The 24,003-nt window shown below is 73.4% G+C and carries 25 protein-coding genes and 2 pseudogenes; 14 read left to right on the top strand and 13 right to left on the bottom strand.

The window, feature by feature from the left end; genetic code table 11:
- Positions 1 to 93 precede the first annotated feature (93 nt).
- The 8 genes from IE294_RS16255 to IE294_RS16220 all read left to right on the top strand — a co-directional run bounded on the left by IE294_RS16255 (position 94) and on the right by IE294_RS16220 (position 8,096).
- The gene (locus IE294_RS16255) at positions 94 to 768 is read left to right on the top strand and encodes an AIM24 family protein (RefSeq protein WP_189886598.1); all 675 of its coding nucleotides are present in this window, start codon (positions 94 to 96) and stop codon (positions 766 to 768) included.
- A gap of 150 nt (positions 769 to 918) precedes the next feature.
- The gene (locus tag IE294_RS16250) at positions 919 to 1,959 is read left to right on the top strand and encodes a tetratricopeptide repeat protein (RefSeq protein ID WP_189886596.1); all 1,041 of its coding nucleotides are present in this window, start codon (positions 919 to 921) and stop codon (positions 1,957 to 1,959) included.
- Positions 1,956 to 2,981: a polyprenyl synthetase family protein gene (locus IE294_RS16245; RefSeq protein ID WP_189886594.1), complete on the top strand. Its 1,026-nt coding sequence runs from the start codon at positions 1,956 to 1,958 to the stop codon at positions 2,979 to 2,981. The genes IE294_RS16250 and IE294_RS16245 overlap by 4 nt, the downstream gene beginning before the upstream one ends.
- Before the next feature lie 91 nt (positions 2,982 to 3,072).
- Positions 3,073 to 4,032: a threonine/serine dehydratase family protein gene (locus IE294_RS16240; RefSeq protein WP_189886592.1), complete on the top strand. Its 960-nt coding sequence runs from the start codon at positions 3,073 to 3,075 to the stop codon at positions 4,030 to 4,032.
- A gap of 124 nt (positions 4,033 to 4,156) precedes the next feature.
- Positions 4,157 to 5,737: a protein kinase domain-containing protein gene (locus IE294_RS16235; protein ID WP_189886590.1), complete on the top strand. Its 1,581-nt coding sequence runs from the start codon at positions 4,157 to 4,159 to the stop codon at positions 5,735 to 5,737.
- 50 nt (positions 5,738 to 5,787) lie between these two features.
- On the top strand, positions 5,788 to 6,759 hold the full coding sequence (locus tag IE294_RS16230) for an LLM class F420-dependent oxidoreductase (protein WP_189886587.1): 972 nt from the start codon (positions 5,788 to 5,790) through the stop codon (positions 6,757 to 6,759).
- Between the two features lie 173 nt (positions 6,760 to 6,932).
- A complete protein-coding gene (locus tag IE294_RS16225) occupies positions 6,933 to 7,361 on the top strand; it encodes an SsgA family sporulation/cell division regulator (protein WP_189886585.1) in 429 nt (142 codons plus the stop codon).
- A gap of 126 nt (positions 7,362 to 7,487) precedes the next feature.
- Positions 7,488 to 8,096 (top strand): DUF2238 domain-containing protein, encoded by a 609-nt coding sequence (locus IE294_RS16220; RefSeq protein ID WP_189886716.1) that lies wholly within the window; start codon positions 7,488 to 7,490, stop codon positions 8,094 to 8,096.
- Here IE294_RS16220 and IE294_RS16215 read toward each other — a convergent pair.
- The 6 genes from IE294_RS16215 to IE294_RS16190 form a co-directional block, all read right to left on the bottom strand.
- The gene (locus IE294_RS16215; protein ID WP_189886583.1) at positions 8,093 to 8,587 is read right to left on the bottom strand and encodes a DUF6328 family protein; all 495 of its coding nucleotides are present in this window, start codon (positions 8,585 to 8,587) and stop codon (positions 8,093 to 8,095) included. The genes IE294_RS16220 and IE294_RS16215 overlap by 4 nt on opposite strands.
- Positions 8,588 to 8,640: 53 nt before the next feature.
- The gene (locus tag IE294_RS16210) at positions 8,641 to 9,624 is read right to left on the bottom strand and encodes an aldo/keto reductase (protein ID WP_189886580.1); all 984 of its coding nucleotides are present in this window, start codon (positions 9,622 to 9,624) and stop codon (positions 8,641 to 8,643) included.
- Between the two features lie 127 nt (positions 9,625 to 9,751).
- Positions 9,752 to 10,381, bottom strand: coding sequence for a TetR/AcrR family transcriptional regulator (locus IE294_RS16205; protein WP_189886578.1), 630 nt, complete (start codon positions 10,379 to 10,381; stop codon positions 9,752 to 9,754).
- A complete protein-coding gene (locus IE294_RS16200) occupies positions 10,378 to 11,850 on the bottom strand; it encodes an MFS transporter (RefSeq protein ID WP_189886576.1) in 1,473 nt (490 codons plus the stop codon). Before IE294_RS16200 ends, IE294_RS16205 begins: the two co-directional genes overlap by 4 nt.
- Before the next feature lie 154 nt (positions 11,851 to 12,004).
- On the bottom strand, positions 12,005 to 12,826 hold the full coding sequence (locus tag IE294_RS16195; protein ID WP_189886574.1) for a lipase family protein: 822 nt from the start codon (positions 12,824 to 12,826) through the stop codon (positions 12,005 to 12,007).
- A gap of 34 nt (positions 12,827 to 12,860) precedes the next feature.
- The gene (locus IE294_RS16190) at positions 12,861 to 14,063 is read right to left on the bottom strand and encodes an FAD-dependent monooxygenase (protein WP_189886572.1); all 1,203 of its coding nucleotides are present in this window, start codon (positions 14,061 to 14,063) and stop codon (positions 12,861 to 12,863) included.
- Positions 14,064 to 14,283: 220 nt separating this feature from the next.
- Here IE294_RS16190 and IE294_RS16185 point away from each other — a divergent pair.
- A pseudogene (locus IE294_RS16185) lies at positions 14,284 to 14,610 on the top strand (tyrosinase family oxidase copper chaperone); the annotation flags it as partial.
- A pseudogene (locus IE294_RS16180) lies at positions 14,610 to 14,985 on the top strand (tyrosinase family protein); the annotation flags it as partial. The pseudogenes IE294_RS16185 and IE294_RS16180, both read left to right, overlap by 1 nt.
- On the opposite strand, the gene IE294_RS16175 reads toward IE294_RS16180, so the two are convergent.
- Entirely contained in the window at positions 14,986 to 15,708 is a 723-nt protein-coding gene (locus tag IE294_RS16175) for a ribonuclease H family protein (protein WP_189886570.1), read from the bottom strand.
- Between the two features lie 34 nt (positions 15,709 to 15,742).
- Entirely contained in the window at positions 15,743 to 16,537 is a 795-nt protein-coding gene (locus IE294_RS16170; RefSeq protein WP_189886568.1) for a VOC family protein, read from the bottom strand.
- A gap of 119 nt (positions 16,538 to 16,656) precedes the next feature.
- Here IE294_RS16170 and IE294_RS16165 point away from each other — a divergent pair, with 119 nt between their 5' ends.
- On the top strand, positions 16,657 to 17,571 hold the full coding sequence (locus tag IE294_RS16165; protein ID WP_189886566.1) for an aminoglycoside phosphotransferase family protein: 915 nt from the start codon (positions 16,657 to 16,659) through the stop codon (positions 17,569 to 17,571).
- Between the two features lie 22 nt (positions 17,572 to 17,593).
- Here IE294_RS16165 and IE294_RS16160 read toward each other — a convergent pair whose 3' ends face one another.
- Positions 17,594 to 18,076: a VOC family protein gene (locus tag IE294_RS16160; RefSeq protein WP_189886564.1), complete on the bottom strand. Its 483-nt coding sequence runs from the start codon at positions 18,074 to 18,076 to the stop codon at positions 17,594 to 17,596.
- A gap of 147 nt (positions 18,077 to 18,223) precedes the next feature.
- Complete coding sequence (locus IE294_RS16155; RefSeq protein WP_189886561.1) at positions 18,224 to 18,658, bottom strand: helix-turn-helix domain-containing protein; 435 nt, start codon at positions 18,656 to 18,658, stop codon at positions 18,224 to 18,226.
- A 263-nt stretch (positions 18,659 to 18,921) separates the two neighbouring features.
- On the opposite strand from IE294_RS16155, the gene IE294_RS16150 reads away from it, so the two are divergent.
- Entirely contained in the window at positions 18,922 to 19,812 is an 891-nt protein-coding gene (locus IE294_RS16150) for an RNA polymerase sigma factor SigF (RefSeq protein WP_189886560.1), read from the top strand.
- A gap of 60 nt (positions 19,813 to 19,872) precedes the next feature.
- Here the strand turns inward: IE294_RS16150 and IE294_RS16145 are convergent, their stop codons facing one another.
- Positions 19,873 to 20,370 carry an ATP-binding protein gene (locus IE294_RS16145; RefSeq protein ID WP_189886558.1) on the bottom strand — a complete coding sequence of 166 codons (498 nt, stop codon included), beginning with the start codon at positions 20,368 to 20,370 and terminating at the stop codon, positions 19,873 to 19,875.
- A gap of 234 nt (positions 20,371 to 20,604) precedes the next feature.
- A complete protein-coding gene (locus IE294_RS16140) occupies positions 20,605 to 21,015 on the bottom strand; it encodes a hypothetical protein (RefSeq protein WP_189886556.1) in 411 nt (136 codons plus the stop codon).
- 349 nt (positions 21,016 to 21,364) lie between these two features.
- Between IE294_RS16140 and IE294_RS16135 the strand changes: the two genes are divergently transcribed.
- The gene (locus IE294_RS16135) at positions 21,365 to 21,748 is read left to right on the top strand and encodes a nuclear transport factor 2 family protein (protein WP_189886553.1); all 384 of its coding nucleotides are present in this window, start codon (positions 21,365 to 21,367) and stop codon (positions 21,746 to 21,748) included.
- A gap of 141 nt (positions 21,749 to 21,889) precedes the next feature.
- Here the strand turns inward: IE294_RS16135 and mgrA are convergent, their stop codons facing one another.
- Positions 21,890 to 22,882, bottom strand: coding sequence for an L-glyceraldehyde 3-phosphate reductase (mgrA, locus tag IE294_RS16130; RefSeq protein ID WP_189886551.1), 993 nt, complete (start codon positions 22,880 to 22,882; stop codon positions 21,890 to 21,892).
- Positions 22,883 to 22,993: 111 nt separating this feature from the next.
- On the opposite strand from mgrA, the gene IE294_RS16125 reads away from it, so the two are divergent.
- Positions 22,994 to 23,902: a LysR family transcriptional regulator gene (locus IE294_RS16125; RefSeq protein WP_189886548.1), complete on the top strand. Its 909-nt coding sequence runs from the start codon at positions 22,994 to 22,996 to the stop codon at positions 23,900 to 23,902.
- The last annotated feature ends 101 nt before the right edge of the window (positions 23,903 to 24,003 follow it).

Below are 24,003 nucleotides of genomic sequence, written 5' to 3'. Positions count from 1 at the left end.
ACGTGCGCCGGCACGGGCGGGCGCCTGTCCCGGAAGAACCGGTATGTTCCGTGATCTTGGCGGAATGACATCCTCCGGGACACCATGCCCCGCATGAAGGGTGATCTCTTTTCCAGTCAGCACGTGGTGCAGCCGGCCGTGGAGCCGGGAATGTCCGTCGAGAACGCCAAGTGCATCAAGTACGCGGTGAACGACGAGATGTACGCCCGGCAGGGCGCGATGGTGGCCTACCGCGGCAGCCTCAAGTTCGAACGCAAGGGGCAGGGCGTCGGCGGCATGCTCAAGCGTGCGGTCACCGGTGAGGGGCTGCCCCTCATGGCGGTGCGCGGGCAGGGCGAGGCCTGGTTCGCGCACGAGGCGCAGAACTGCTTCATCGTGGAGGTGGAGGCCGGTGACCAGTTCACCGTCAACGGCCGCAACGTCCTGTGTTTCGACGCCTCGCTCTCGTACGAGATCAAGACGGTGAAGGGCTCCGGCATCGCCGGCGGCGGCCTGTTCAACAGCGTCTTCAGCGGGCAGGGCCGGCTCGGCCTGGTCTGCGACGGCAACCCGCTGGTCATACCGGTGTCGGCGCAGGCGCCGGTGTACGTCGACACGGACGCCGTGGTCGGCTGGACCGCGCACCTGGAGACCTCGCTGCACCGCTCGCAGTCCATCGGCTCGATGCTGCGCGGCGGTTCGGGTGAGGCCGTGCAGCTGATGCTCCAGGGTGAGGGCTTCGTGGTGGTGCGGCCGAGCGAGGTGACCCCCCAGAAGGACCAGCACTGAACCTTCACAGGTGATCCTCTAGGGCGGGCAACCCCCGTCTTCGTACCGGCGTCTTGATCATCGACAGACCGAGCCCCGGCCCCTCGGGCCGGGGTGATTTTCACGATGCTATACACACCATGTATACACTCAGTGTGTAGAAGGGTACGCATGTACGGCAAGGCTTTCGCCCCGGAGTACCAGGGCGCCCTGACCACCCTGTCCGTGAACTCCTCGCTGGTCGACGTGCTGGCCGCCGGCACCGAGCGGCTGCGCGAGGCCGAGGACGCCGGACGCCCCGGCGAGGCGGCGCGCTGCGGGCTCGCCGTCGCCGAGGCACACCGGCGGCTCGGTCATGTGCGGGACGCCGACCGGGCCTGGAAGGCGAGTTACCGCGCCGCCCGCGAGGCCGGCGACACCGCCGCGATGGCGTGGGCGCTGTGGAGCGGGGGCACACTCGCCCGGCAGCGCGGGGCCTTCCCGCTGGCCTGGCGGCTGCTGGGGCTCGCGGCCGAACTCGGCGAGCGCGGCGGGGACGTCGTCGTGCGCGGCTACTCGCTGGCCGGCCTCGCCGAGACCGGCCGCATCCAGGGCGACTACGCGGCGGTGGGCCGGCTGCACGAGCAGTTGCTGGCCGAGGCGCGCGAACGGGGTGAGGCCCGGCACACGGTGTGGGCCCTGGAGGGCATCGCCCAGATGCACCGCAACACCGGGGACTACGACAGGGCCTACGCCCTGTTCGAGGAGGCGGCGGAGATAGCCGGCCGGGCCGACGACCGGCGTGGGCACGCCTGGGCGCTGCGCGGACTCGCGGACGTCCTCTCGGTGCGCGACGGCGCCACCGGGCGGGCGCTGGAGCTGCTGTCCGAGGCGGAGGCGACCTGCCGGGAGATGAACCTCTCCAGCGCGCTCGCCTACAACCACAAGATGCAGGGCAACGTCCTGTACCGCGCGGGCCGTCACGCCGAGGCCCGCGAGCGCTACGAGCTGGCGCTCACCGAGTTCCGGGCGATCAGCGAACCGCGCGGCGAGGCGCTGTCCCGGCTGGGCCTCGCCAAGTCCCTCGCCCGGCTCGGCCGCGACCGTGCCGAGACCGCCGCCGAACTCGCCGACCTGGCCCGGACCCTGGAGCGCAGCGGGCTGCGGCACGCGCGGGAGATGGTGGCCCGGGCCCAGCGGGAGTTCGGCCTCGACGCGGAGGCCGTGCGATGACGGCGCCCGTCTCGCCGGTGCGGGAGTCCGCCCGGCACGTCCTCGCCCGCTGCGGGGAACTGGTCCGGCCGGAGCTGCGGAACGCGGTGGGGCGGCTGCACCCGTGGGTCGCCGAGATGGCCGCGTACTCCTTCGGCTGGTGCGAGGTCGGCGGGGCACCCGTCACCGCGCCGGGCGGCAAGGGCGTACGGCAGGCACTGGCGGTCCTCGGGGCCGAGGCGGCGGGCGCCGACGGCCGGGCCGGGGTCCCGGCGGCGGTCGCGGTGGAGCTGGTGCACGCCTTCTCGCTGCTGCACGACGACATCATGGACGGCGACGCGACCCGGCGCCGCCGCCCCGCCGTCTGGCAGGCCTACGGCACGGGTCCCGCGGTGCTGGCCGGGGACGCCCTGTTCGCGCTGGCGGTCGACACCCTCGCCGCCGCGCCGGAGGGCGCCGGCGCGGTACGGCTGCTGTCGGCGGCCCTCGCCGAACTGGTGCGCGGGCAGGCCGACGACCTGCTGTTCGCCACCCGGCCCTGGAGCGGCCCGGACCGGGTGACACCCGAGGAGTACCGGGCGATGGCGGAGGGCAAGACCGGCGCGCTGCTGGGCTGTGCCGCGGCGCTGGGCGCCACCCTCGGCGGGGCGCCCCGGGACACGGCCGACGCGCTCGACCGGGCCGGCCGCCACCTCGGGGTCGCCTTCCAGCTGGTGGACGACGTGCTCGGCATCTGGGGCGATCCGGCCGTCACCGGCAAGCCCGTGGGCGGCGATCTGCGGGAGCGGAAGAAGACGTTCCCGGTGCTGGCCGCGCTCGGCTCCCCGGCGGCCCGGCGGCTGCCCGCGCTGCTCGGCCCGGACGGGCACGCCGAGGAGGCCGCCGCGCTGATCGAGGCGGCGGGGGGCCGTACGGCGGCCCTGGCCGAGGCCCGGACCCACACGGCCGCGGCACGGGAACTGCTCGCCACCGCTTCCCTGGCCACCGGGGCCGCCGAGGCGCTGACGGAGCTGCTGGAGTCCCTGGTGGGCCGCGCGCTGTAGCCATGATCCGGAACGCCGTTGACCTCCGGCCTCCCGGCGGGTGAAGGTGCGAGCGGCGCGGTCCCGACCCGCGCCGGAAGGGTGGAGCACCGTGATCGAGATCTCGGACATCGAAACCGCCGCCCGGCGGATCGCCGGGCACGTCGTCCGCACGCCGACGGTACCGAGCCCCGGCCTCGGCGCGCTGCTCGGCGTCCCCGTCACCGCCAAGCTCGAACTGCTCCAGCGCACCGGCTCGTTCAAGGCCCGCGGGGCCACGGCGAAGCTGCTGTCGCTGAGCGAGGCCGAGCGGGCGGCGGGCGTGGTCGCGGTGAGCGGCGGCAACCACGGGATCGCGCTCGCGGTGATGGCTGCGGCCCTCGATGTGAAGGCGACCGTGGTCATGCCGCGCACCGCGCCCGCGCGTTCCCTCGCCCTCGCCGAGGAGGCCGGGGCGGTGGTGCGGCTGACCGACGGCATGGACAGCGCCTTCGAGCTGGTGACACGGCTGCGGGACGAGGGCCTGACCCTGGTCCATCCGTTCGACGACCCGGTCGTGATCGCCGGACAGGGCACCGTGGGTCTTGAGCTGGCCGAGGACGCCGGGGAGCTGACGGACGTCGTCGTCAGCGTGGGCGGCGGCGGTCTGATCGCCGGGGTCGCGGCGGCCCTGCGCGCCCGGCGGCCCGGGGTGCGCGTGTGGGGCGTGGAGACCGCGGGCGCGGAGGCGGTGTCCGGCGCGCTGAAGGCCGGCGGTCCGGTGCCTGTGCCGCTGTCCTCCCTGGTCACCACGTTGAGCGCGCCCTCGGCGTCGCGGCTGACGTACGACCATGTGTCCGCGTTGGTCGAGGAGGTGCTGGTGGTCCCGGACCGGGACGCGGTGCGGGGCTGTCTGGACCTCGCCGAGCACGCCAAGGTGTGGGCCGAGCCGGCCGCGGGCTGTCTGCTGCCGGCGGCCCGGCAGGTGGTGGAGCGGGTCGGCGACGGGGCACGGATCGGGCTCGTGGTGTGCGGGGGCAACACGACGCCCCGGGAAATCACCGACTGGGCCGGCCGCTTCGGGCTGCTGTGACAGCGCCGCCGTGAGAACTCCGCCGCCAGGACTCCGCCGGGGGAGCTTTTGGACGTACCCCTGAACGCTCCCCCGCTCGCCCCGCGTACCTCTGGGAAAGACGAGGCAGGGGTTTCAGCGAGGGATGACCATGGTCAAGGCGCACGTCTCCGCACACCGGTCGGTCGCCGGACGGTACCGGCTCCTGGAGGTCTTCGCCCGCGAGACGAACCGCCTGTGGTGGTACGCCGAGGACGTGGCGGCGGGGCAGCCCCGCCTGGTGGCGCGGACGGCCCTGCCGGGGCCCGTCGGCCAGGACACCGCGCGGCGCGTCACCGCCCGGGTCGTCCGCACCTCGGAGACGGTGCGGCTGCTGCGCCCCGGCCAGGTGGCGGCGGTCGTCGACGCCGTGGTGGAGGCGGACGCCCTGTGGACGGTCACCGAGTGGGTCGACGGGACGCCCCTGGGCGAACTCCTCGCCCGGGAGGGCTCGTTCCACCCGGTGCGGGCGGCCCGGCTGGGCCTGGAGCTGCTGGACGTGCTCCAGGCCGCGCACGACGAAGGCGTCACGCACGGCGAGCTGAGCCCCGGCCAGGTCTTCGTGCGGGACGGCGGCCCGGTCGTCGTCACCGGGTTCGGGCTGGCGGGCGCGACGCTCGTGCCCCGGCTGACGGCACCGTCGTACGCCTCACCGGAGCAGGCCCGTGACGAGCGCATCGGCCCGGCCGCCGACCTGTGGGCGCTGGGCGCGCTGCTCTACACGATGGTCGAGGGCCGGCCGCCGTTCCGGGACCGCGGCCGGCCCGACGCCACGCTGAGGGCGGTGGACCGGCTGCCGCTGCGCACCCCGCTGCGCGCCGGGCCGCTCACCCAGGTCGTCCAGGGTCTGCTGCGCAAGAACGCGCGGGAGCGGCCGACCCGGCCGGTGGTCCGCGAGGCGCTGACCCGGGCGCTGCGCGAGGACGCGGACGCGGAGCGGCGGCCGGGCCCGGAGCCCCGGCCGCGCGGCGCGTTCCGGGCCGTGCGCCAGACCGGACCGCTGCGGGGCGGACGGGTCCTGGCCGCCGGCACCGCGCTGGCCGTGGTCACCGTGGCCGCGGCAGCACTGGCCGCGTCCGGCGCGCTGTCGTCCGGCACGGACACGGCGGGGGCGCCGCCCCGGGCCACCCCGTCCGGCCCCGCGGCCCGGCAACCGGGCGGCGGCGCCACACCCGCCTCGACACCCACCTCGGCCCCCTCCTCGAAGCCGGCTCCCGCCCCGCCGGCCGGTTACCGCCGGTACACCGCCCCGGAGGGCTTCTCGGTGGCGCTGCCCGACGGCTGGCAGCGGCTGACCACTTCCCGGGTGTCCGACCTGGCCTATCGCGTCACCTTCGGCCGGGGCGGCGACTCGCCCACGCTCGCGGTGACCTACAGCGAGCGCGTCGGCCCCGACCCGGTCGCCGTCTGGCGGGACGACGTCGAGCCCGGGTTGCGGAAGCTGCCCGGTTACGGCCGCGTCGGCGCCGTGCGGGCGACCACCTACCGGGGCCGCAGGGCCGCCGACCTGGAGTGGCTGGCGGGGTCCGGGGCCGCGCGGGCGCACACCTTCGGGCGGGGGTTCCTGCTGGGCGGGACGCGGGGCTTCTCGCTGCGCTTCACCACCCCGGCCGCGGCCTGGGACGACGCGGCGAACCGGCTGGCGCTGAAGACGTTCCTCGGGACCTTCCGCACGCCGGAGGAGTGACCCGGGCCCATCGGCCGTTTTCCGGACGCCGACCCGGGGACTCGCCACCTATGGTGCGAATCGGATACACGATGATGACCGAGCAGGCAGGTCCCCGTGACCTGGTGGATCACGTGGTGCAGGCCGAGGAGGCGGGTTTCGACTTCTCGGTGATCTCCGACCACTACTTCCCGTGGCTGCGCTCGCAGGGGCACTCCTCGTACGCGTGGAGCGTGCTGGGCGCCGCCGCCCAGGCCACTTCGCGGATCCCCCTGATGACGTACGTGACCTGCCCCATCCTGCGCTACCACCCGGCGATCGTGGCGCAGAAGGCGGCGACCGTGCAGCTGCTGTCCCAGGGCAGGTTCCGGCTCGGCCTCGGCGCCGGCGAGAACCTGAACGAGCATGTCGTGGGCGGCGGCTGGCCCCCGGTCGACGTCCGCCACGAGATGCTCGAAGAGGCGGTGGAGATCATCCGGGCGCTGTTCGAGGGCGGTCATGTCACGCGTCACGGGCAGCACTACGACGTGGAGTCGGCCCGGCTGTGGGACCTGCCGGAGCAGGCGCCGCCGATCGGCATCGCCGTCTCCGGCGACCAGTCCTGCGAGCTGGCCGGGCACCTCGCCGACCTGGTGATCGCGACCGAGCCGAAGGCGGGCCTGCTGGAGGCGTTCGACCGGCACGGCGGCACCGGCAAGCCCCGGGTCGGCCAGCTGCCGGTGTGCTACGACCCGGACCGGGAGACGGCGATCAAGCGCGCCCACTCCCAGTTCCGCTGGTTCGGGCTGGGCTGGAAGGTGAACGCCGAACTGCCGCACCCGGACTCCTTCGAGGCCGCGACCCAGTTCGTGACCGAGGACGACGTCGCCTCCTCCATCCCGTGCGGAGACGACCCGGACGCGTTCGTGGAGGCCGTACGGCCCTACGCCGAGGCCGGGTTCGGGGAGGTCGCCCTGGTCCAGATCGGCGGTGACACGCAGCCCGAGTTCCTGGACTGGTCGGCGAAGACCCTGCTGCCGGCCCTGCGGGAGGCGTTCGCCTGACGGGGTACCACCTCGCGGCACGCCTCCCGGGCGTGCCCTCCCGGTCCGGGCGGCCCCGGCGGCTGCCCGGCCGGGCGGCGCGCCGTGTTCGGGATTCAGTCACACGGGTGAGCATTCCGGGCGCAGCGGGGGTACTAGAGGGCCCTAAGCCGATCGTCCCGAAAGGCCCCCGCGTGAACTCGTTCGTGCACAAGACCCTGGTGGTGCAGCTCCTCGCGCACGGCACCGGCCGGTGCCCGGTGCTGGCCCACCTCGGCTACGACGCCGACGACCCGTTCGCCGTCACCGCCGTGTTCGCCCACGACGGCAGGGTGCTGGCCTGCTGGCGGCTGGACCGGCAGATGCTCGCCGACGCACTGGCCGGGCCGGTCGGCATCGGCGACGTCCGGATGCGGCCGGAGGCCACCGGCCTGTGGCACGAGCTGCGCCTGGAGTTCCTCGGCGACGCCCGGCCGGACGGCGGCCGGCACCACGCGGTGGTGTTCGCCTGGGCGCCCGCCGTCGCCGCGTTCTTGCGCGAGACCTACCAGATCGTCCCACCGGGCCGGGAGCGCATGTCCGTGGACGAACTGCTGGCGGAGATCCTCTCCGCGGCTGAGTAGCCGTACTCATGCCGGCGGCCCCGGCCGGGCGCCACGATGGGGCTCCTACGACCCCCAGGCCGTCCCCAGGCAAGGAGCCCCGCCGTGACCGCAGTGCACCCCGCCCCGCTCCGCGCGCCGCGCCGCGTGCCGCCCGCCCTCTTCGCCGGCGTGGTGGCCGTGGGGCTGGCCGTGTCGGCGTGGGGCGCACGCGACCGCACCACCTGGTTCCTGGAGACGGTGTGGGCGCTGGCCGGGCTGCCCCTGGTGGTGCTGCTCTGGCGGCGCTTCCCCCTGACCGGGCTGCTGTGCGGACTGCTGACCGCGCACGCGCTGGTCCTCGCGGTCGGCGGGCACTACACCTACGCGCAGGTCCCGGTGGGCGACTGGGTGCGCGACACCTTCGGCCTGGAACGCAACCCGTACGACCGGTTCGGCCACCTGATGCAGGGCTTCGTCCCGGCCGTGCTGGTCCGTGAACTGCTCAGCCGCACCTCGCCGTTGCGCGGCAGCCGCTGGCTGGCGCCGCTCACGGTGTGCGCCTGCCTGGCCTTCAGCGCCTGCTTCGAGCTGCTGGAGTGGCTGGCGGCCGAGATCGGCGGACACGGCGCGGACGCGTTCCTTGCCACCCAGGGCGATGTGTGGGACACCCAGTGGGACATGTTCTGCGCCCTGATCGGCTCGGTCCTGTCCCTGCTGCTGCTCAGCGGGACGCACGACCGGCACCTGAGGGCGCTGGCGGCCCGCCGGGCCTAGCCGTCCGTCCGGGACGTGTGCCGGCGGCGGGCCCACAGCGGCAGGCCGTACCAGCACAGCAGGTACCAGGCGACGACGGCCGCTACCAGGTACGGCACATAGGTGTCGTGGGTGGCCACCCGGAGGATCAGCAGCAGGGACGACGTCATCGTGGCGAGCAGCAGGACCAGGCCGACGAAGGTCATCCGGGACGCCAGCCGTACCGCCTGCGGCTTGACCCGGCGGCCGGAGACCAGGCGGTGCAGGGACACCGGTCCGATGAGGGCGCCGGTCGCGCAGGCGCCCAGGACGACGGTCACGATGTAGATGACCTGGTCGGCGGGGGTGAGCTGCGCGTACTTCGGCTGGAAGACGACGGTCAGCAGGAAACCGAAGAGGATCTGCACCCCCGTCTGCGCCACCCGGACCTCCTGGATGAGCTCGCCCCACATCCGGTCGGCCCGCTCCTCCTCGGTCTCGTTCCGCCCTCTGCGCCGTCCTGCCTCCGTCATGCGGTTGCGTGTAACCGCCCGGCCGTGCCTTCAAACGGTCCGCAAGCCCGCGGCTACCAGCGGTGCTCGACCTGGTCCTTGATCCGGCGGTCGTACAGCTCGCGGATCGCGGTGGACGTCTGCGGCGGCAGCGGCGGCAGCTTGACCGCGGCGGCGTTGGCGCGGGCCTGCTCGGGGTTGCGGGCGCCCGGGATCACCGTGGTCACGCCGTCCTGCTCGATGATCCAGCGCAGCGCCAGCTGGGCCGGGGTGTACCCCTCCGGGGCGAGCGCGGCGAACTCGGCGGCGGCCTCGACGCCCGTCCCGTAGTCGACGCCGGAGAAGGTCTCGCCCTGGTCGAAGGCCTCGCCGTGCCGGTTGTAGGTGCGGTGGTCGTTGGCCGCGAACACCGTCTCCTTCGTGTACTTGCCGGACAGCAGCCCGGAGGCGAGCGGCACGCGCGCGATGATGCCGACGCCGGCCGCGCGGGCGGCGGGCAGCACCTCGTACAGGGGCTTCATCCGGAACGGGTTGAGGATGATCTGCACACTCGCCACGTTCGGCCGGGCGATGGCGGTGAGCGCCTCGGCGCAGGTCTCCACGCTCACGCCGTAGGCGGCGATCCGTTCCTCCTCGACCAGGGTGTCCAGGGCATCGAACACCGCGTCCGAGGAGTAGACCGGGGTGGGCGGGCAGTGCAGCTGCACCAGGTCGATGCGGTCGACGCCGAGGTTGCGGCGCGAGCGGTCGTTCCAGGCGCGGAAGTTGTCCAGGACGTAGTTCTCCGGGACCTGTTCGACCCGGCGGCCCATCTTGGTGGCCACCAGCACGTGCAGATCGGGCCGGCCGCGCAGGAACGAGGCGATGGTGGCCTCGCTGCGCCCGTCGCCGTACACGTCGGCCGTGTCGAAGAAGGTCACCCCGGCCTCGGCCGCCGCCTCCAGGACGGACAGCGCCTCCTTGTCGTCCACGTCGCCCCAGTCGGCGCCCAGCTGCCATGTGCCGAGCCCGACCACCGATGCCCACTGACCCGACCTGCCGATTACGCGTTCGTCCATGCCGTCAGTCTGTCATCCGGCCGGGGAGCCCGCGTCGGCGGCCACCCCGGCGGTGGCCCCGGCGGAACTCCCCGGGCTTCCGGACGAGATGGACCCCGCACGGCGCTCACCGGCCGGCTCCGCGAGATCACCGCCGGGGGTCCGCCCCGGCCGGATCCCGCTGGTCGGCACCGGGTGTCAGCTGCGCCTGGACGGCGGGCCCGTAGCGGTCGGCGAGGGCGTCGGTGCCGGTCTCGCGCAGGTGGGGGCCGCGGGCGATGCCGTACATGACGCCGAGGCCGACCAGGGCGGCGACGGCGAGTTCGGCGCGCAGGCCCGCGTCGGGGCCGGCGAGCCGGGCGGCGAGGCGTTCGGTGACCTGGGCGCGGAAGTTGGCGCGCAGGACGTCGCCGTGGTCGCCGTGCAGCGGGGCGAAGGCGATGCGCAGCAGCGGGTCGGCGCCCCGCTCGCGCTGGCTGGACACGACGTGCCGGACCATGTGCCGGCCGAGTGCGTCCAGCGGCGCGTCCAGCAGGGCGTCGGCGTCGGTGTCGAAGGACATCACGCGGGCGAACAGGGCGTCCTTGTTGCCGAAGTACTTCAGGATCAGCGGCGGGCTGACCCCGGCGCGCTCGGCGACGGCCTTGAGGGTGATGTCGGCGTGCGCGTGCCGGGCCAGGAGGTGGCGGGCGGCCTTCAGGATGGCGGCCTTGGTGGCCTCGGCGTCCCTGCGTGCGGGGGCGGGCGCCTGACCGGGTGGCGTGGTCATGGCCCTCATGCTCCCTCCATCGCCTCGTCACGGGCGCCCCGGGTGCCGCTCCGGGCCCGCCGGGTGCCCGGCGCGGGGCCGTCGCCGGGGATGGACAGGGCCGACGCGCAGGCCGCGAGGGCGACGGCGCCCGCCATGGCGAAGGCGAGCTGGTAGCCGTGCAGGCTGGGCACGGGGACGCCGCCGAGGGGGCTGCTGTGGTGGACGAGGACGGCGGCGACGGCCGCGCTGGAGACGGCCTGGCCGATGGTGCGCATGAGGACGTTGACGCCGTTGGCGGAGGCGGTCTGGGCGGCCGGTACGGCGCGCAGGATGAGGGTCGGCAGCGCGGAGTAGGCGAGCGTGGTGCCGGTCGCCACCACGGTGGCGCCGAGGATGATCATCCACAGGTCGCGGCTGTCGGCGATGCGGAGCGCGTACCCGCAGGCGATGACCGCGGCGCCCAGCGCGAGCGTGATCCGGGGGCCCCGCGTGGCCGAGATACGGGCCGACAGCGGGGAGAACAGCAGCATGGTGACACCGCCGGGCAGCAGGCAGAGGCCGGTGGCGACGATGGACAGGCCGAGGCCGTACCCGGTGGCCTTCGGTGCCTGCACCAGCTGGGCGGTGACCAGGGAGTTGGCGTAGAAGGCGAACCCGGTCAGCAGGGCCGCCACATGGGACAGGCCCACCCGTGGCCGGGTGACCAGCCGCAGGTCGACCAGTGGCCGTGCGGTGCGCAGCTGCTGCCGGCACCACAGGGCGAGCACGACGACCGTCCCGAGGAACAGTCCGAGGACCCGTGCGCTCCCCCAGCCCCACGTGCCGCCCTGGGAGACGCCCAGCAGCAGGCAGACCAGCCCGGCGGCGAGGCCGAGGGCACCGAGGACGTCGAACCGGCCGGGTTCCCGCACCGGCGACTCCTTGACCGCCCACCAGGTCGCCGTGACGCCCGCCGCGCCGAGGACGCTGGTCAGCCAGAACATGGTGTGCCAGTCGGCGTACTGCACGACCAGCGCGGCGAGCGGCAGGCCGAGCGCGGCGCCGATGCCGACGGTGGAACTCATCAGCGCCACCGCCGAGCCACGGCGTTCCGGCGGGAGTTCGTCGCGCAGGATGCTGATGGACAGCGGGACCACCGAGGCGGCGGCGCCCTGGAGGGCGCGGGCGGCGATGAGCACGCCGATGTCGGAGGAGAGCGCACACATCACGGAGCCGACGGTCATCAGGGCGAGCGCGGCGGTGAGCACCCGGCGCTTGCCGTACATGTCGCCGGCCCGGCCGAGGACGGGGGTGAGGACGGCACCGGAGAGCAGGGTCGCGGTGACCGTCCAGGAGACGGCGGCGGCCGACGCGCCGGTGAGCCGGGGCAGGTCGGGCAGGAGCGGAACGACCACGGTCTGCATGACCGCCATGAGGATGCCGCCGGACGCCAGCACGGGAATGGTGAGCCGGTCGCGCAGCCGGGGCGAGGGGGATATCGGGACGGGCTGGTCCATCGGCGCTCCTGCGGGCGGCACGGTGACGAGGTGAATACTCATTCACCTTATCGAGTGAATGGTCATTCACCAACGTTTCCTAGCCCGAACGGGGAGGCCGCGACGGCCGGGTGCGGGCGGCCGGATCTCAGGCGCGATTCGTGCTCCGGGACCGTCAGGCCAGGTTCTGCTCCAGGACCGTCAGATAGGTGCGCATGGAGTGGTCGCGGAAGCCGTCGGAGGCGGGCGCGAACGGGTCCGCGGTATGACCCCTGGCCCGGTCGCCCAGCGCCGACAGCATGGGCATCGACTCGTGCAGCCGGCCCTTGGAGTCGAAATACCGCAGGGCTCGTACGTGGGTGTAGGCGGGCTCCGGCGGGAGCTGGGCGACGATGTCGTTGTTGTTGACGAAGCGGTACATCCGGCCGCCGAACCCCTCGTAAAACGCCTCGGCCAGCAGCCGGTCGCAGGTGCGGGGCTGGCCGTAGGTGTAGACACCGTCCGCGGCCAGGTGCGGCTCCTCCAGGTAGAGGCGGGCGCCGGCCAGCATCGCGAGCGCCCCGCCGAGGCTGTGCCCGGTGAAGTAGACGGCCTGGCCGTCGGTGCGCAGCTCGGTGAGGGTGTCGTGCACCGCCGGGTAGACCGAGGCGAGAGCCTCGGCGAAGCCCTGGTGGACGTAGCCGTGGCCGCCGGGTCCGGGCCGGGGCGGGGTGGTGGCGTCGGAGAGCCAGTCCTTGATCTGGCCGGGTTCGGTGCCGCGGAACGCGGTGACGATCATCCGGTCGCTCGCCAGGGTGCATGCCTGGGTGTCCTGGAGCGGGAAGGGCGGGGTGAACCGGGTGTGGTGGTACCGCACCTCCTCGAAGCCCCACCGGGCGGCCTGTTCCTCGATGGCGGCCCGGTCCCGGTACGCCAGGTCGGCCGCGCGGGCCAGCCAGTAGGCGCGCTGGAGGCTGTAGCCGGTGGAGGTGTGGTCGAACGCGACGGGTACGGCCATGCGGGGCTCCTCGGGTGGGGGCGGGAGGGAGCGGCTAGTCCCGGCGGGCCGCGGCGCGGGCGTGCAGGGCGCGGGCGGCGCGCGGGCCGAGCCAGCGCTTGAGCCGGCGCAGTGCCTCCAGTCGTCCGGCCGCCTTGTCCAGGCCGTAGTAGAGCTGTGGCGGGACGTACGGCAGCAGGGGCGAGTGGCGCTGGCCGAGCAGGGCGAACATCCGGTGCGGGGGCAGGTGGACGTAGCGGGGCAGGTTCTCGTACCACTGGGCGCTGTAGCGGGCCGCGCTCTGCACGGACAGCAGTTCGGCCTGGCGCCGGCGCTGGTAGGCGGCGAGGGCATCGGGCAGGGCCGCGTGTGCGCGCAGGGCGTCGGCGAGGCACATGGCGTCCTCCAGGGCGAGGGTGGTGCCGGCGCCGATGGAGTAGTGGGTGGTGTGGGCCGCGTCGCCGAGCAGGACCAGGTTGCCGTCGTGCCAGGTCTCGTTGGTGAGGGTGCGGAAGGTCAGCCAGGAGGCGCCGGAGCGGGCGGTCAGCGGGTGGCCGTCGAGGACACCGGCGAAGAGCTTCTCCAGCAGGGCGAGGCCCTCCCCCTCGTCGGCCCGGTCCAGGCCGAGGCCGGCGAAGGTCTGCGGGGAGCACTCGACGACACAGGTGCTGTGGTCGCCGCTGTAGCCGTAGCCGTAGGCCCAGATCCAGCCGTGCTCGGTCTCGGTGAAGGCGAAGGTGAAGGCGTCGAAGACCTTGCTGGTGCCGAGCCAGATGTAGGGGTTGCGGCCGGAGGTGATCCGGGTGCCGAAGTGGCCGGCCCGGCGGGTGCGCAGGGCGCTGTGCACGCCGTCGGCCGCGACGACCAGGTCCGCGTCGGCGGGCGGTTCGGTGAGTTCGCTCTCGTACTCCAGGTGGACACCCAGGGCGCGGGCCCGGGTGGCGAGCAGGTCGAGCAGGCGGTGGCGGCCGATGCCGAAGCCCTCGTCGCCGTGGTGCCGGGTCGTCAGGTCCCGTACGTGGGCGACGCCGTCGCTCCAGCGGACGGAGTGCTCCTCGATCGCCCGCGCCGATGCGGGGTCGTGGGCCTGGAGCTTGTCGAGGAGGCCACGCCAGTACGTCACGCCCCAGCCGTAGGTGGAGCCCTGCGGGTTGCGTTCGTGGACGGTGATGTCACAGGAGGGGTCCTGCCGCTTGAGCAGGATGGCGAGGTACAGACCGGCGGGCCCGCCTCCGACACAGACGACCTTCACGCGCACACCCCTGACAGTCACCTTACGTGGTCGATCGGAACCGGAGGGTAGCAGGGTGGAGGCGTGCCCGATCGCGTCGGTCTGGCGCGGTGAACCGCGCCACCCGGACGGACGGCAGCCGGGAAGGATCGGCGGGAATCCGGCCGGCCGGGCAAGGAATTCCCCGTTCCGGGGCGGATCGGGCCGCCGTCACGGCAAGATCATCTTGGTTCGACTCCGTATCCGCATGCCCGACATCACCCGGCGCCGCGCGCTCACCGCGGCAGCCGCCGTCGCCGCGACGGCCTCGGCCGCCACCCTCGCCGCGCCCGCCGCCGGCCACCACGCGCCCGCCGCGCCCGGTTCCTTCGACGAGGTCTACAAGGGCCGCCGGATACAGGGCCGTGAGGCGAGCGGCGGCGGACACCACCACGAACACGGCGGCGACTACGCCGTGTTCGTCGACGGCGTGCGGCTGCACGTGACGCGGAACGCCGACGGCAGCTGGCTCAACGCCGTCAGCCACTACGCCCCGGCACCCACCCCGCGCGCCGCCGCCCGTGCCGCGGTGGACTGCGTCGCTCGCTCGGCACCGGCGTGCGCGAGTTGCCCACACGCGCCGAGGTGGAGTCGGTGCTGTCGATCGCGGCGTACGACACGGCGCCGTACAACAGCGCCTCGGACGGCTTCCGCAACCACCTGGAGGGCTGGCACGGGGTCAACCTGCACCACCGCGTCCACGTGCGGGTCGGCGGGCAGTTGGCCACCGGGGTCTCCCCCGACGACCCGGTGTTCTGGCTGCATCACGCCCAGGTCGACACGCTGTGGTCGGAGTGCCGGCGGGCGGCACGCCGGACGTGGTGGACCTGAACGACACGATGAAGCCGTGGAACACGGTGCGTCCGGCGGACCTGCTGGACCACACCGGTACTACACGTTCGACGCCTGATCAGGCGTCGGCGGTACGGCACTCCGGGTGGCCCCAGCCCTGCGCGTTCTTGGCGATCTTCTCGCCGGCCGCGTAGGACCGTCCGCACAGGCAGCGGCCGGGGAACTTCGCCTTGATGGTGCGGGCGGACGCGGTGCCGCCGGTGCGTGAGGACGCGGTGCCACCGGTGCGGCGCGGCGCCTTCTTGCGCGCTGCCCCGGCGCCCGCCGGGGTGTCGGGCGACGGCGGGGGCTCCGGCGAGCCGAGCGCGCTGCCGGCCGCTTCCTGGACGGAGGCCGCCTGGCTGGCGGCGCGGTCGGCGAAGTCGTTCAGCGGGTCGCCGTCGACCTGATGGGCGGGGACGTAGCGGAACTCGACGGACCGGCCGCCGAGCAGTTCGTCGATGCGGACCACGAGGTCCTGGTTGGCGACGGGCTTGCCGGCGGAGGTCTTCCAGCCGTTGCGCTTCCAGCCGGGCAGCCAGGTGGTGACGGCCTTCATCGCGTACTGGGAGTCCATCCGGATCTCCAGCGGCACGTCCGGGTCGACGGCGGTGAGCAGCCGCTCCAGGGCGGTCAGTTCGGCGACGTTGTTGGTGGCCCGGCCGAGCGGGCCCGCCGCCCAGCGGACGGGGGTCCGCTCGTCGTCGTCCGAGACCACCCACGCCCATCCGGCCGGTCCGGGGTTTCCCTTCGAAGCCCCGTCGCACGCGGCCACCACACGTTCACGCATGTGCCCGATCATGCCATGGCCGTGCGGAGCGCTGTTCCGGGACCGGTCAGACGTCCTTGACCTGCGGCATCTCACCCTCGGTGGTGGTGATGTCGATGACCGAGAAGTTCGCGCCCTGCGGGTCGCTGAGCGCGGCGAACCGGCCGAAGGGGCTGCTCATCGGCCCGAAGCGGAGGACACCGCCGAGCTTGACGGCCCGGTCGACGGCAGCGTCGCAGTCGTCGACGGTGAAGTACACGTTGATGTACGACGGCACCTCGGGCGGGAAGTCGTCGGTCATCCGCATCCGGCCGAGGACGGTGTCCTCGCCGACGTCGAACATCCGGAAGTCCACCGCGTCGTCCTCGATCTCCTTCATCCGGTACGGGAAGACCGCGGCGAGGAAGGCGTCCGCCTGTTCCGGCTCCCTGGTGAAGACCTCGGCCCAGCAGTAGGCCCCGGGCGTGGCCGTCGCCTCGAAGCCCTCGTGGGTGCCCGCCTGCCACACGCCGAACACGGCTCCGCTGGGCTCCCGGGCCAGGCACATCGTGCCGAACTCACCGACCTGCATCGGCTCCATCAGCACATCGCCGCCGTGCTCCCGGATCCTCTCCGCGGTGGCCGCGGCGTCCGGCGAGGCGAAGTACAGGCACCACTGCGACTGGCCCTCCTGGCCGGGCATGGGCGGGACGACCGCCGCCACGGCCCTGCCGTCCGCATAGGCCTGGGTGTAGTGGCCGTACTCCGACGACGACTCGCCGAAGGTCCAGCCGAGGACGTCGCCGTAGAACCGCTTGGCTCCCTCGACGTCACTGAACATCGCATCGGCCCAACAGGGCGTTCCTTCGGGTTGCACGGCCATGCTGGCGACCCTCCTGAGGTGGTGTGTCCCGTTTGTTCACGCTAGTCATCAGGGGTCCGGCCCGCGCGTCGAGCCGGGAGCCGTAATTCGGTCGACAGCGGGGCCCGCGTCCCGCTGTGATGGGCCCGGTGAACACGGTCAGGATGCGTGAGGGCGAGGTCGGTATCGACGCGCCGCTGGTCGGCCGGCTGATCGCCCGGCAGTTCCCGGGGTGGGCGGCCCTGCCCGTACGGCGCGTGGACTCCTCCGGCACGGAGAACGCCATGTTCCGCCTGGGCACCGGCCTGGTGGTACGGCTGCCCCGGCATCCCGGCGCCGTCGCCGACGTGACGCACGAGCAGCGCTGGCTGCCCCGTCTCGGCCCGCTGCTGCCGGTGGCCACGCCGGAGCCGGCCGGTCTCGGCGCGCCCGACGAGGACTTCCCGTGGCCCTGGTCGGTGTACCGCTGGGTGGACGGCCGGAACCCGGTCGCCGGTGCCGTCGCGGAGCCCGAGTGCCTCGCCGAGCGGCTCGGGGCGTTCGTGGCGGCTCTGCGCCGGATCGACCCGCACGCCGGGCCGCCCGCCTCCCGGGGCGTGCCGCTCGCCACCCGGGACGAGCCGACCCGGGCCGCGCTGGGGCGGCTCACCGAGCTCACCGACCGGATCGACACGGCGGCCGTGACGGCCCTGTGGGAGGAGGCGCTGCGGGCCCCGGCCCACTCCGGTCCGCCGGCCTGGGCGCACGGGGATCTCTCCCCGGGGAACGTGCTGGTCGACGGGGACGGGCTGGGCGCGGTCATCGACTTCGGCTGCGCCGGCGTCGGCGACCCGGCCGTGGACCTGATCGTGGCCTGGAACCTGCTGCCCGCGTCCGCCCGGGACACCTTCCGCAAGGCCGTCGGCGCGGACGACGCGGAGTGGGCGCGCGGGCGGGGCTGGGCGCTGTCGATCTCGCTGATCCAGTTGCCGTACTACCGGCACACCAACCCGGCCCTCGCGGAGAACTCCCGGCATGTGATCGCCGAGATCCTCGCCGAGGCCGGGCGACGGTGACGGCGGCCGGCCGGGCGTCCCGCTACGCGCCCGCGTACGCCTCCTCCAGCGCGGCGGCGTCCAGCTTGCCCATGCCCATCATGGCCTTGGTGGCGCGCGCGGCCTTCTCCGGGTCGGGGTCGGCGACCATGTCGAGCAGCGGGGCGTAGACGACCTGCCAGGAGACGCCGTACTTGTCCTTGAGCCAGCCGCAGGGTCCGCCCTCGCCGCCGTTCTCGGTGAGCTTCGTCCAGTAGTGGTCGATCTCCTGCTGGTCGGAGCAGAGGATCTGGAACGAGACCGCCTCGTTGAAGGTGAACTCGGGGCCGCCGTTGAGCGCGACGAACTTCTGGCCGTTGGCCGTGAACTCCGCTGTCAGCACCGAGCCGGCCGGCCCGGGACCGCCCTCGGGCCAGCGGACGACGCGCCCGAGCACGGCGCCCTCGAAGACGGACACGTAGTGGTGCGCGGCCTCCTCCGCCTGGCCGTCGAACCAGAGACAGGTGGTGAATCCGGCGGTGGTCATGAGCGCCTCCCGAGGCGTGAACGAGGGGGTGGAACCGGGCGTGGAACGCCGTCGTGTGTGGGGACCGCTCCCCCACGCGAAACTCATCGGTCCGCCCCGCACCTGCCGGAAGGACGCCCGGACGTGGACAGCGGGTCAGGCAGCCGGTCAGGCAGCCAGGCAGAGCCCCTGGTACGGCCGGTTCGGCGCGGTGACGGCCCGGTTCGGCACGGTGGCGGACCGGTGCGGTGCGACGGCGGGCCGGTGCCGCTCGGCCGTGCGCCGGACCAGCTCGCCGTGCGCCAGCGACAGCAGGTCGCCGAGGCCCAGGCCGAGCGCGTGGGCCGCGGCGGCCAGCACCTCGGACGAGGCCTCCTTGCGGCCCCGCTCGACCTCCGACAGGTAGGGCAGCGAGATCCGGGCCGCGTCGGCCACGTCCTTGAGCGTGCGCTCCTGCGCCTGCCGCTCCCGGCGCAGCACCTCGCCGACCAGATCCCGCCACAGAGGTTCCCGGGGCGCGGGTTCGCCGTCCGGCGCGTCCGGGCGGACGGGCGCCGGCCGCAGGGGGATCACTCGGGCTTCCTCGCTCAGCGGGTTGCTCATCCCGTCAGCCTAGAAGCGGTACGGTGCGGGACAAGGGCGCGGCGTTCCGCCCTCAGGGAAATCCGGGCCGGACCGGTCGTTTCTCGCCACTGCGGCGCGGCGTGCGCATGCGCGCCGTCACCGGGGGTACTCGCGCCGTGAGCGGCTCCGCGGGAGGAATGACCCGCCGCACATCGGGTACCCGCAGGGAACGCGTCCTGCATCGGGAGCCACGAAGCTGCCGTACAGGAAGACGTCGAACCGTGACTTTCGTGGGAGAGGCAATGAACACCGCCGCCGGGATCCGGTCGGAAGCAGAGGTCGTCGAGCAGACCGAGCAGGACAGGACGGGCGAGGGATCACTGCCTGGCATCACGGACCCCGCGTCCGTCGCCCCGCGGGACGCGCGGGAGCTGTCCCGCCAGTTCTTCCGCCGGCTGACCGAGCTGGAAGAGGGGACGCACGAGTACCAGTACGCGCGCAACACGCTCATCGAGATGAACATGTCGCTGGTGCGGTTCGCGGCCGGACGGTTCCGGGGCCGTGGCGACGACATGGAGGACATCGTCCAGACCGGCATGATCGGCCTGATCAAGGCCATCGACCGGTTCGAACTGGCACGCGAGGTCGAGTTCACCTCCTTCGCGCTGCCGTACATCGTCGGCGAGATCAAGCGGTTCTTCCGGGACACCACCTGGGCCGTCCATGTGCCGCGCCGGCTCCAGGAGCTGCGGGTGGAGCTGGCAAAGGCGCGGGAGGAGCTGTCCAGCCGCCTGGACCGGGACCCGACGGTCGCCGAGCTGGCCACCCTCATGAACCTCTCCGAGAAGGAGGTGGTCGAGGCCCAGCTCGCCTCCAACGGCTACAACTCCGCCTCCCTGGACGCCGCGCTCACCGGAGACGGCCCCGAGGACGGCGAGGCCGTGCTCGCCGACTTCATCGGTGTGGAGGAGGAGGGGCTGCGGCTCGTCGAGGACTTCCACGCGCTCGCCCCGCTCATGGCGGAGCTGAGCGACCGTGACCGGCAGATCATCCACATGCGGTTCGTGGAGGAGGCCACCCAGGCGGAGATCGGGGAGCGGCTGGGGTGCTCCCAGATGCACGTCTCCCGGCTGATCAAGCGGATCATCACCCGGCTGCGGCAGGGGATGCTGGGCGAACTCGGCTGCGCCTGACACCTCGGGCCGGCGCGGCGCCCCGGCGTCGGCCCGACATCCCAGTCCGTCGGGGGTGGGTCAGCCCGTCAGGCGCGGGGCAGTCCGTTCGGGAGGGGCCGGCTCCGGCTGCCGGAGCGGGAAGACGGCCCGCACGCGTTTGCCCACGGGCACGCGCTCCACGGTGACCTCCGAGGCCAGGGCGTGCACGATCTCCAGCCCGTGCCGTCCGACGCGCTTCGGGTCCTTCGGGTAGCGGCGGGGCAGGGCGGTGCTGCTGTCGTACACGGACACCGCGACCGAAGCGGCCGTGCCCTCCAGTTCCAGGATGTAGGGGCCGTCGCTGTGCTGGTCGGCGTTGGTGACCAGTTCGCTCACCATCAGCAGCAGCTCGCCGTCGGCCCGGCCGTCGGCGGTGGCGCACCATTCGGTGCGCAGCTGCTGGAGGAACTGGGAGGCGAAGGCACGCGCTTCGGCGATGCATCCGGGTTCGCCGGTGTAGTGCGCCGCGCGCCGCAGCGGCTCCACGGGTACATCGAAACCAGTCGGTATCACTGCCCCGCCCAGGTGCTTGATCATGCTGTCTCTCTCGAAAACCCGGTCCGGCCGGTCGCTGTTGCACCAGTCCTCGTACCCCGAGCCCGGCCCTCCAGTCCACCGGATGCGTTCGCCCACCGCGCACAGTGGCGAGGGTCACGCCGCACGCCGTCACGAGAGGCCGGAACGGACCGGGTGGCCGGCCGGGCGCGGGGCGCCTGCGGCAAGCCGGCCGGCCACGGCGGAGGCCGGCCGGGTGACGGGTACGGCGGCCGGTCAGGCGACGGGCACGACGAGGGCCGGGACGGTCCGCTGCATGCGCAGGGCGTCGACGGACTCCGCGAGCAGCTCGTACTCGGTCGTCTCGTCGCCGGTCGCGATCCGCACCAGCCTCCCCGCGGCCAGCTCGTCGGCGACCAGCTCCTGCTGGGCCGGGTCGCCGCACCACCCGCGCAGGACGCCCGGCACGTCGGGCACGGTGTCCGCGACCGGGACGAGCGCGCTCGGCGGGAAGTGCCCGGCCTCGGGACTCGGGTCGAGGCGGTCGGCGATCCAGTTGGCGCGGTCGCGCAGCCACCACAGGGCGAGGGCCAGGGTGGGAGCCCGATAGGTGCCCAGGGGCACTCCGATGCGCTGCCCACCGCAGGTGCCGTACGCGGTGACATGGCACAGGAACTCGTCGTGCATGCGCACTCCCCGTCGCGTCGTTCGCCTGCCGGCTGGCCTCGCTTTCGGTGCGGCTCATCTGCGGTGCGGCCGTGTGCGGTGCGTGATCGGAACCTCGCTGGAAGTGAAGTCCTCACAGTTGAGTATGTTCACTACTGAACCACTGTCACCATGACTTTCCGGCCAGTCTCTTGGCATGTTCAGCACCTGTTCTGACCGAAATGAGGCGGGCCGTCCCGCCCGCCGGGCCATGACCCCGGAGGTAATCGACCCGGCACCCCCTCCCCCCGCATGGTGGTCACACCGGAGCGGCGAACCCCGCATCCGGGACCTGACCAGCAGAGACGACCTCTATGGAGGATGCTTCGCCATGGCCGCGCACACCGACCGTCACGACAACGCCGCCGCCCGTTACTTCGAGGCCTGGAACGCCACCCGGCCTGAGGACATCGGGAAGGCCGTCGCCGCCGCCTGGACCGAGGACGGCGGCTACACCGACCCGCTCGTGGACGTCCGCGGGCACGAGCAGATCGCGGCCGTGATCGCGGCGGCCCACGAGCAGTTCCCCGGCTTCGTGTTCCGTCCGCTCGGCGCGGTCGACGGCCACCACGACACCGCGCGCTTCGCCTGGGAGCTGGTGAACGAGCAGGACGGCTCGGCGCCGGTGGCCGGGTTCGACGTGGTCACGCTGGACGAGGAGGGCCGCATCCGGCAGGTGCTGGGATTCCTGGACCGGGTTCCGGCGAGCGCCTGACGGGGCCCGTGCCGGCGCCTCCAGGGAGGGCGACGGGGTGGCGGTACGACGGAGGGGAGCAGCCGCGGTTCATCGCGGCCACTCCCCCGGACCGTCCGGCACGCCGGCGCTGAGGCGCTACGGCACTACGGCACTACGGCACTACGGCCGCACGATCGCGTCGATCCGTGCCAGTTCGTCGGCGTCGAAGTCAAGGTTGCCGATGGCCGCGACGCTGTCCTCGATCTGCCGCGGGCTGCTCGCGCCGACCAGGGCGGACGTCACCCGGCCGCCGCGCAGCACCCAGGCGAGGGCGAGCTGGGCCAGGCTCTGGCCACGGGACTTGGCGATCTCGTCCAGCGCGCGCAGCCGGGCGACCAGGTCCGCGGTGACCGCGTCCGAGTTCAGGAACGGGCTGTCGCTCGCGGCCCGCGAGCCCTCGGGGATGCCGTCGAGGTAGCGGCCGGTGAGCAGGCCCTGCTCCAGCGGGGAGTACACGATGGAGCCGACCTGGAGCTCGTCCAGGGCGTCGAGCAGGCCCTCGTCCTCGGGGCGCCGGTCGAGCATCGAGTAGCGCGGCTGGTGGATGAGGAGCGGCGTGCCCAGCTCGCCGAGGATGCGGGCGGCCTCGCGGGTCTGCTCGGCGGAGTAGTTGGAAACGCCGACGTAGAGGGCCTTGCCCTGCTGCACCGCCGTGTGCAGGGCGCCCATCGTCTCCTCCAGGGGAGTGTCCGGGTCGAAGCGGTGCGAGTAGAAGATGTCGACGTGATCCAGGCCCATCCGCGTGAGGCTCTGGTCGAGCGAGGACAGCAGGTACTTGCGCGAGCCCCACTCGCCGTAGGGGCCGGGCCACATCAGGTAACCGGCCTTGGTGGAGATCACCAGTTCGTCGCGGTAACCGGCGAAGTCCGCCTTCAGCGCCTCACCGAAGGCGGACTCGGCGGCGCCGGGCGGCGGGCCGTAGTTGTTCGCGAGGTCGAAGTGGGTGACGCCGAGGTCGAAGGCGCGGCGGAGGATGGCCCGCTGGGTCTCCACCGGCCGGTCGGGCCCGAAGTTGTGCCACAGGCCGAGCGACAGGGCGGGGAGCTTCAGGCCGCTGCGGCCGGTGCGCCGGTAGGGCATGTCGGCGTAGCGGTCGGGATGTGCGGTGTACAACGCGACTCCAGAGGGGTTGGCACACGATCTACCGGTGCCACTCTTCCCCGGGCGGCGGGCAGCGGTCCAACAGAAGAATCCGATGGAATTCAGCGGATAGGCTTCTCAATCATGGAACTGCGCCATCTCCAGCACTTCGTCGCGGTCGCCGAGGACCAGCACTTCACCCGGGCCGCCGAACGCCTGATGGTGTCCCAGTCGGGCCTGTCGGCGTCCATCCGGGCGCTGGAGCGCGAGCTGCGGGCGCCGCTGTTCGTGCGGACCACCCGCCGGGTGACGCTCACCGAGGCGGGGCGCGCGCTGCTGGGGGAGGCCGAGCGCATCCTGGCACAGGTGCGTTCCGCGCACGAGGCGGTGGCCGCGGTGCAGGGTGTCCTGCGGGGCACGCTGGCCCTCGGCACCGAGCAGTGCATCGCCGGGGTGCACGTGGCCCGGCTGCTGGCGGCCTTCCGGGGCCGGCACCCGGATGTGGAGATCCGGCTGCGGCAGGCCGGCTCCGGCGCGCTGGCCGAGGAGGTCGCGGCCGGGCGGCTCGACCTGGCCTTCGCCTACCGCACCCAGGCCGACACCGACCAGCTGCGTTCGGTGTCGCTGACCAGCGAGCCGATGACCGTGCTGTGCCACCCGAGCCACCGCCTGGCCTCCGCCCCGGCCGTGCTCGGCCCGGAGGATCTCGCCGGGGAGGTCTTCGTCGACTTCCACCCCGACTGGGGTCCGCGCCGCACCACCGACGCCGCGTTCGCCACGGCCGGCGTCCGGCGCACGGTCGCACTGGAGGTCAACGACGTGCACAGCCTGCTGGACCTGGTGGACGAGAACCTGGGGATCGCGGTCGTACCCCGGCACTTCCGGCACAAGCGGCCGGCACTCACGGCGCTCCCGCTGAAGGGCGCGGACGAGCCGGAGTACGAGACGGTCGCCCTGCTGCCGCCGGAACGGGCCACGAGCCCGGCCGCGCGAGCGCTGGTCACCCTGCTGGAAACGGGGGTGCTGGCCGCGGCCACCGACGAGGTGCGGTGAGGGCGGTCGGGGGGACTCACGTCAGCGGGCGAGGCGTCATGTCCCGGCGGCCTCCGCGAAAGCCGGGTTCCGGGCGCGGGGGCGCCGGTGATTTGCGATGG

It is taken from the genome of Streptomyces canarius (assembly GCF_014650735.1).
Taxonomy (GTDB): Bacteria; Actinomycetota; Actinomycetes; order Streptomycetales; family Streptomycetaceae; genus Streptomyces; species Streptomyces olivaceoviridis.
This window is presented reverse-complemented; position numbering and strand designations above follow the sequence as displayed.

Coding starts and splice junctions, on each gene's coding strand:
- IE294_RS16255 (WP_189886598.1), top strand. CDS start 94: ATGAAGGGTGATCTCTTTTCCAGTCAGCACGTGGTGCAGCCGGCCGTG.
- IE294_RS16250 (WP_189886596.1), top strand. CDS start 919: ATGTACGGCAAGGCTTTCGCCCCGGAGTACCAGGGCGCCCTGACCACC.
- IE294_RS16245 (WP_189886594.1), top strand. CDS start 1,956: ATGACGGCGCCCGTCTCGCCGGTGCGGGAGTCCGCCCGGCACGTCCTC.
- IE294_RS16235 (WP_189886590.1), top strand. CDS start 4,157: ATGACCATGGTCAAGGCGCACGTCTCCGCACACCGGTCGGTCGCCGGA.
- IE294_RS16230 (WP_189886587.1), top strand. CDS start 5,788: ATGGTGCGAATCGGATACACGATGATGACCGAGCAGGCAGGTCCCCGT.
- IE294_RS16215 (WP_189886583.1), bottom strand. CDS start 8,587: ATGACGGAGGCAGGACGGCGCAGAGGGCGGAACGAGACCGAGGAGGAG.
- IE294_RS16210 (WP_189886580.1), bottom strand. CDS start 9,624: ATGGACGAACGCGTAATCGGCAGGTCGGGTCAGTGGGCATCGGTGGTC.
- IE294_RS16205 (WP_189886578.1), bottom strand. CDS start 10,381: ATGAGGGCCATGACCACGCCACCCGGTCAGGCGCCCGCCCCCGCACGC.
- IE294_RS16200 (WP_189886576.1), bottom strand. CDS start 11,850: ATGGACCAGCCCGTCCCGATATCCCCCTCGCCCCGGCTGCGCGACCGG.
- IE294_RS16195 (WP_189886574.1), bottom strand. CDS start 12,826: ATGGCCGTACCCGTCGCGTTCGACCACACCTCCACCGGCTACAGCCTC.
- IE294_RS16175 (WP_189886570.1), bottom strand. CDS start 15,708: ATGATCGGGCACATGCGTGAACGTGTGGTGGCCGCGTGCGACGGGGCT.
- IE294_RS16170 (WP_189886568.1), bottom strand. CDS start 16,537: ATGGCCGTGCAACCCGAAGGAACGCCCTGTTGGGCCGATGCGATGTTC.
- IE294_RS16165 (WP_189886566.1), top strand. CDS start 16,657: ATGGGCCCGGTGAACACGGTCAGGATGCGTGAGGGCGAGGTCGGTATC.
- IE294_RS16160 (WP_189886564.1), bottom strand. CDS start 18,076: ATGACCACCGCCGGATTCACCACCTGTCTCTGGTTCGACGGCCAGGCG.
- IE294_RS16155 (WP_189886561.1), bottom strand. CDS start 18,658: ATGAGCAACCCGCTGAGCGAGGAAGCCCGAGTGATCCCCCTGCGGCCG.
- IE294_RS16150 (WP_189886560.1), top strand. CDS start 18,922: ATGAACACCGCCGCCGGGATCCGGTCGGAAGCAGAGGTCGTCGAGCAG.
- IE294_RS16145 (WP_189886558.1), bottom strand. CDS start 20,370: ATGATCAAGCACCTGGGCGGGGCAGTGATACCGACTGGTTTCGATGTA.
- IE294_RS16140 (WP_189886556.1), bottom strand. CDS start 21,015: ATGCACGACGAGTTCCTGTGCCATGTCACCGCGTACGGCACCTGCGGT.
- IE294_RS16135 (WP_189886553.1), top strand. CDS start 21,365: ATGGCCGCGCACACCGACCGTCACGACAACGCCGCCGCCCGTTACTTC.
- IE294_RS16125 (WP_189886548.1), top strand. CDS start 22,994: ATGGAACTGCGCCATCTCCAGCACTTCGTCGCGGTCGCCGAGGACCAG.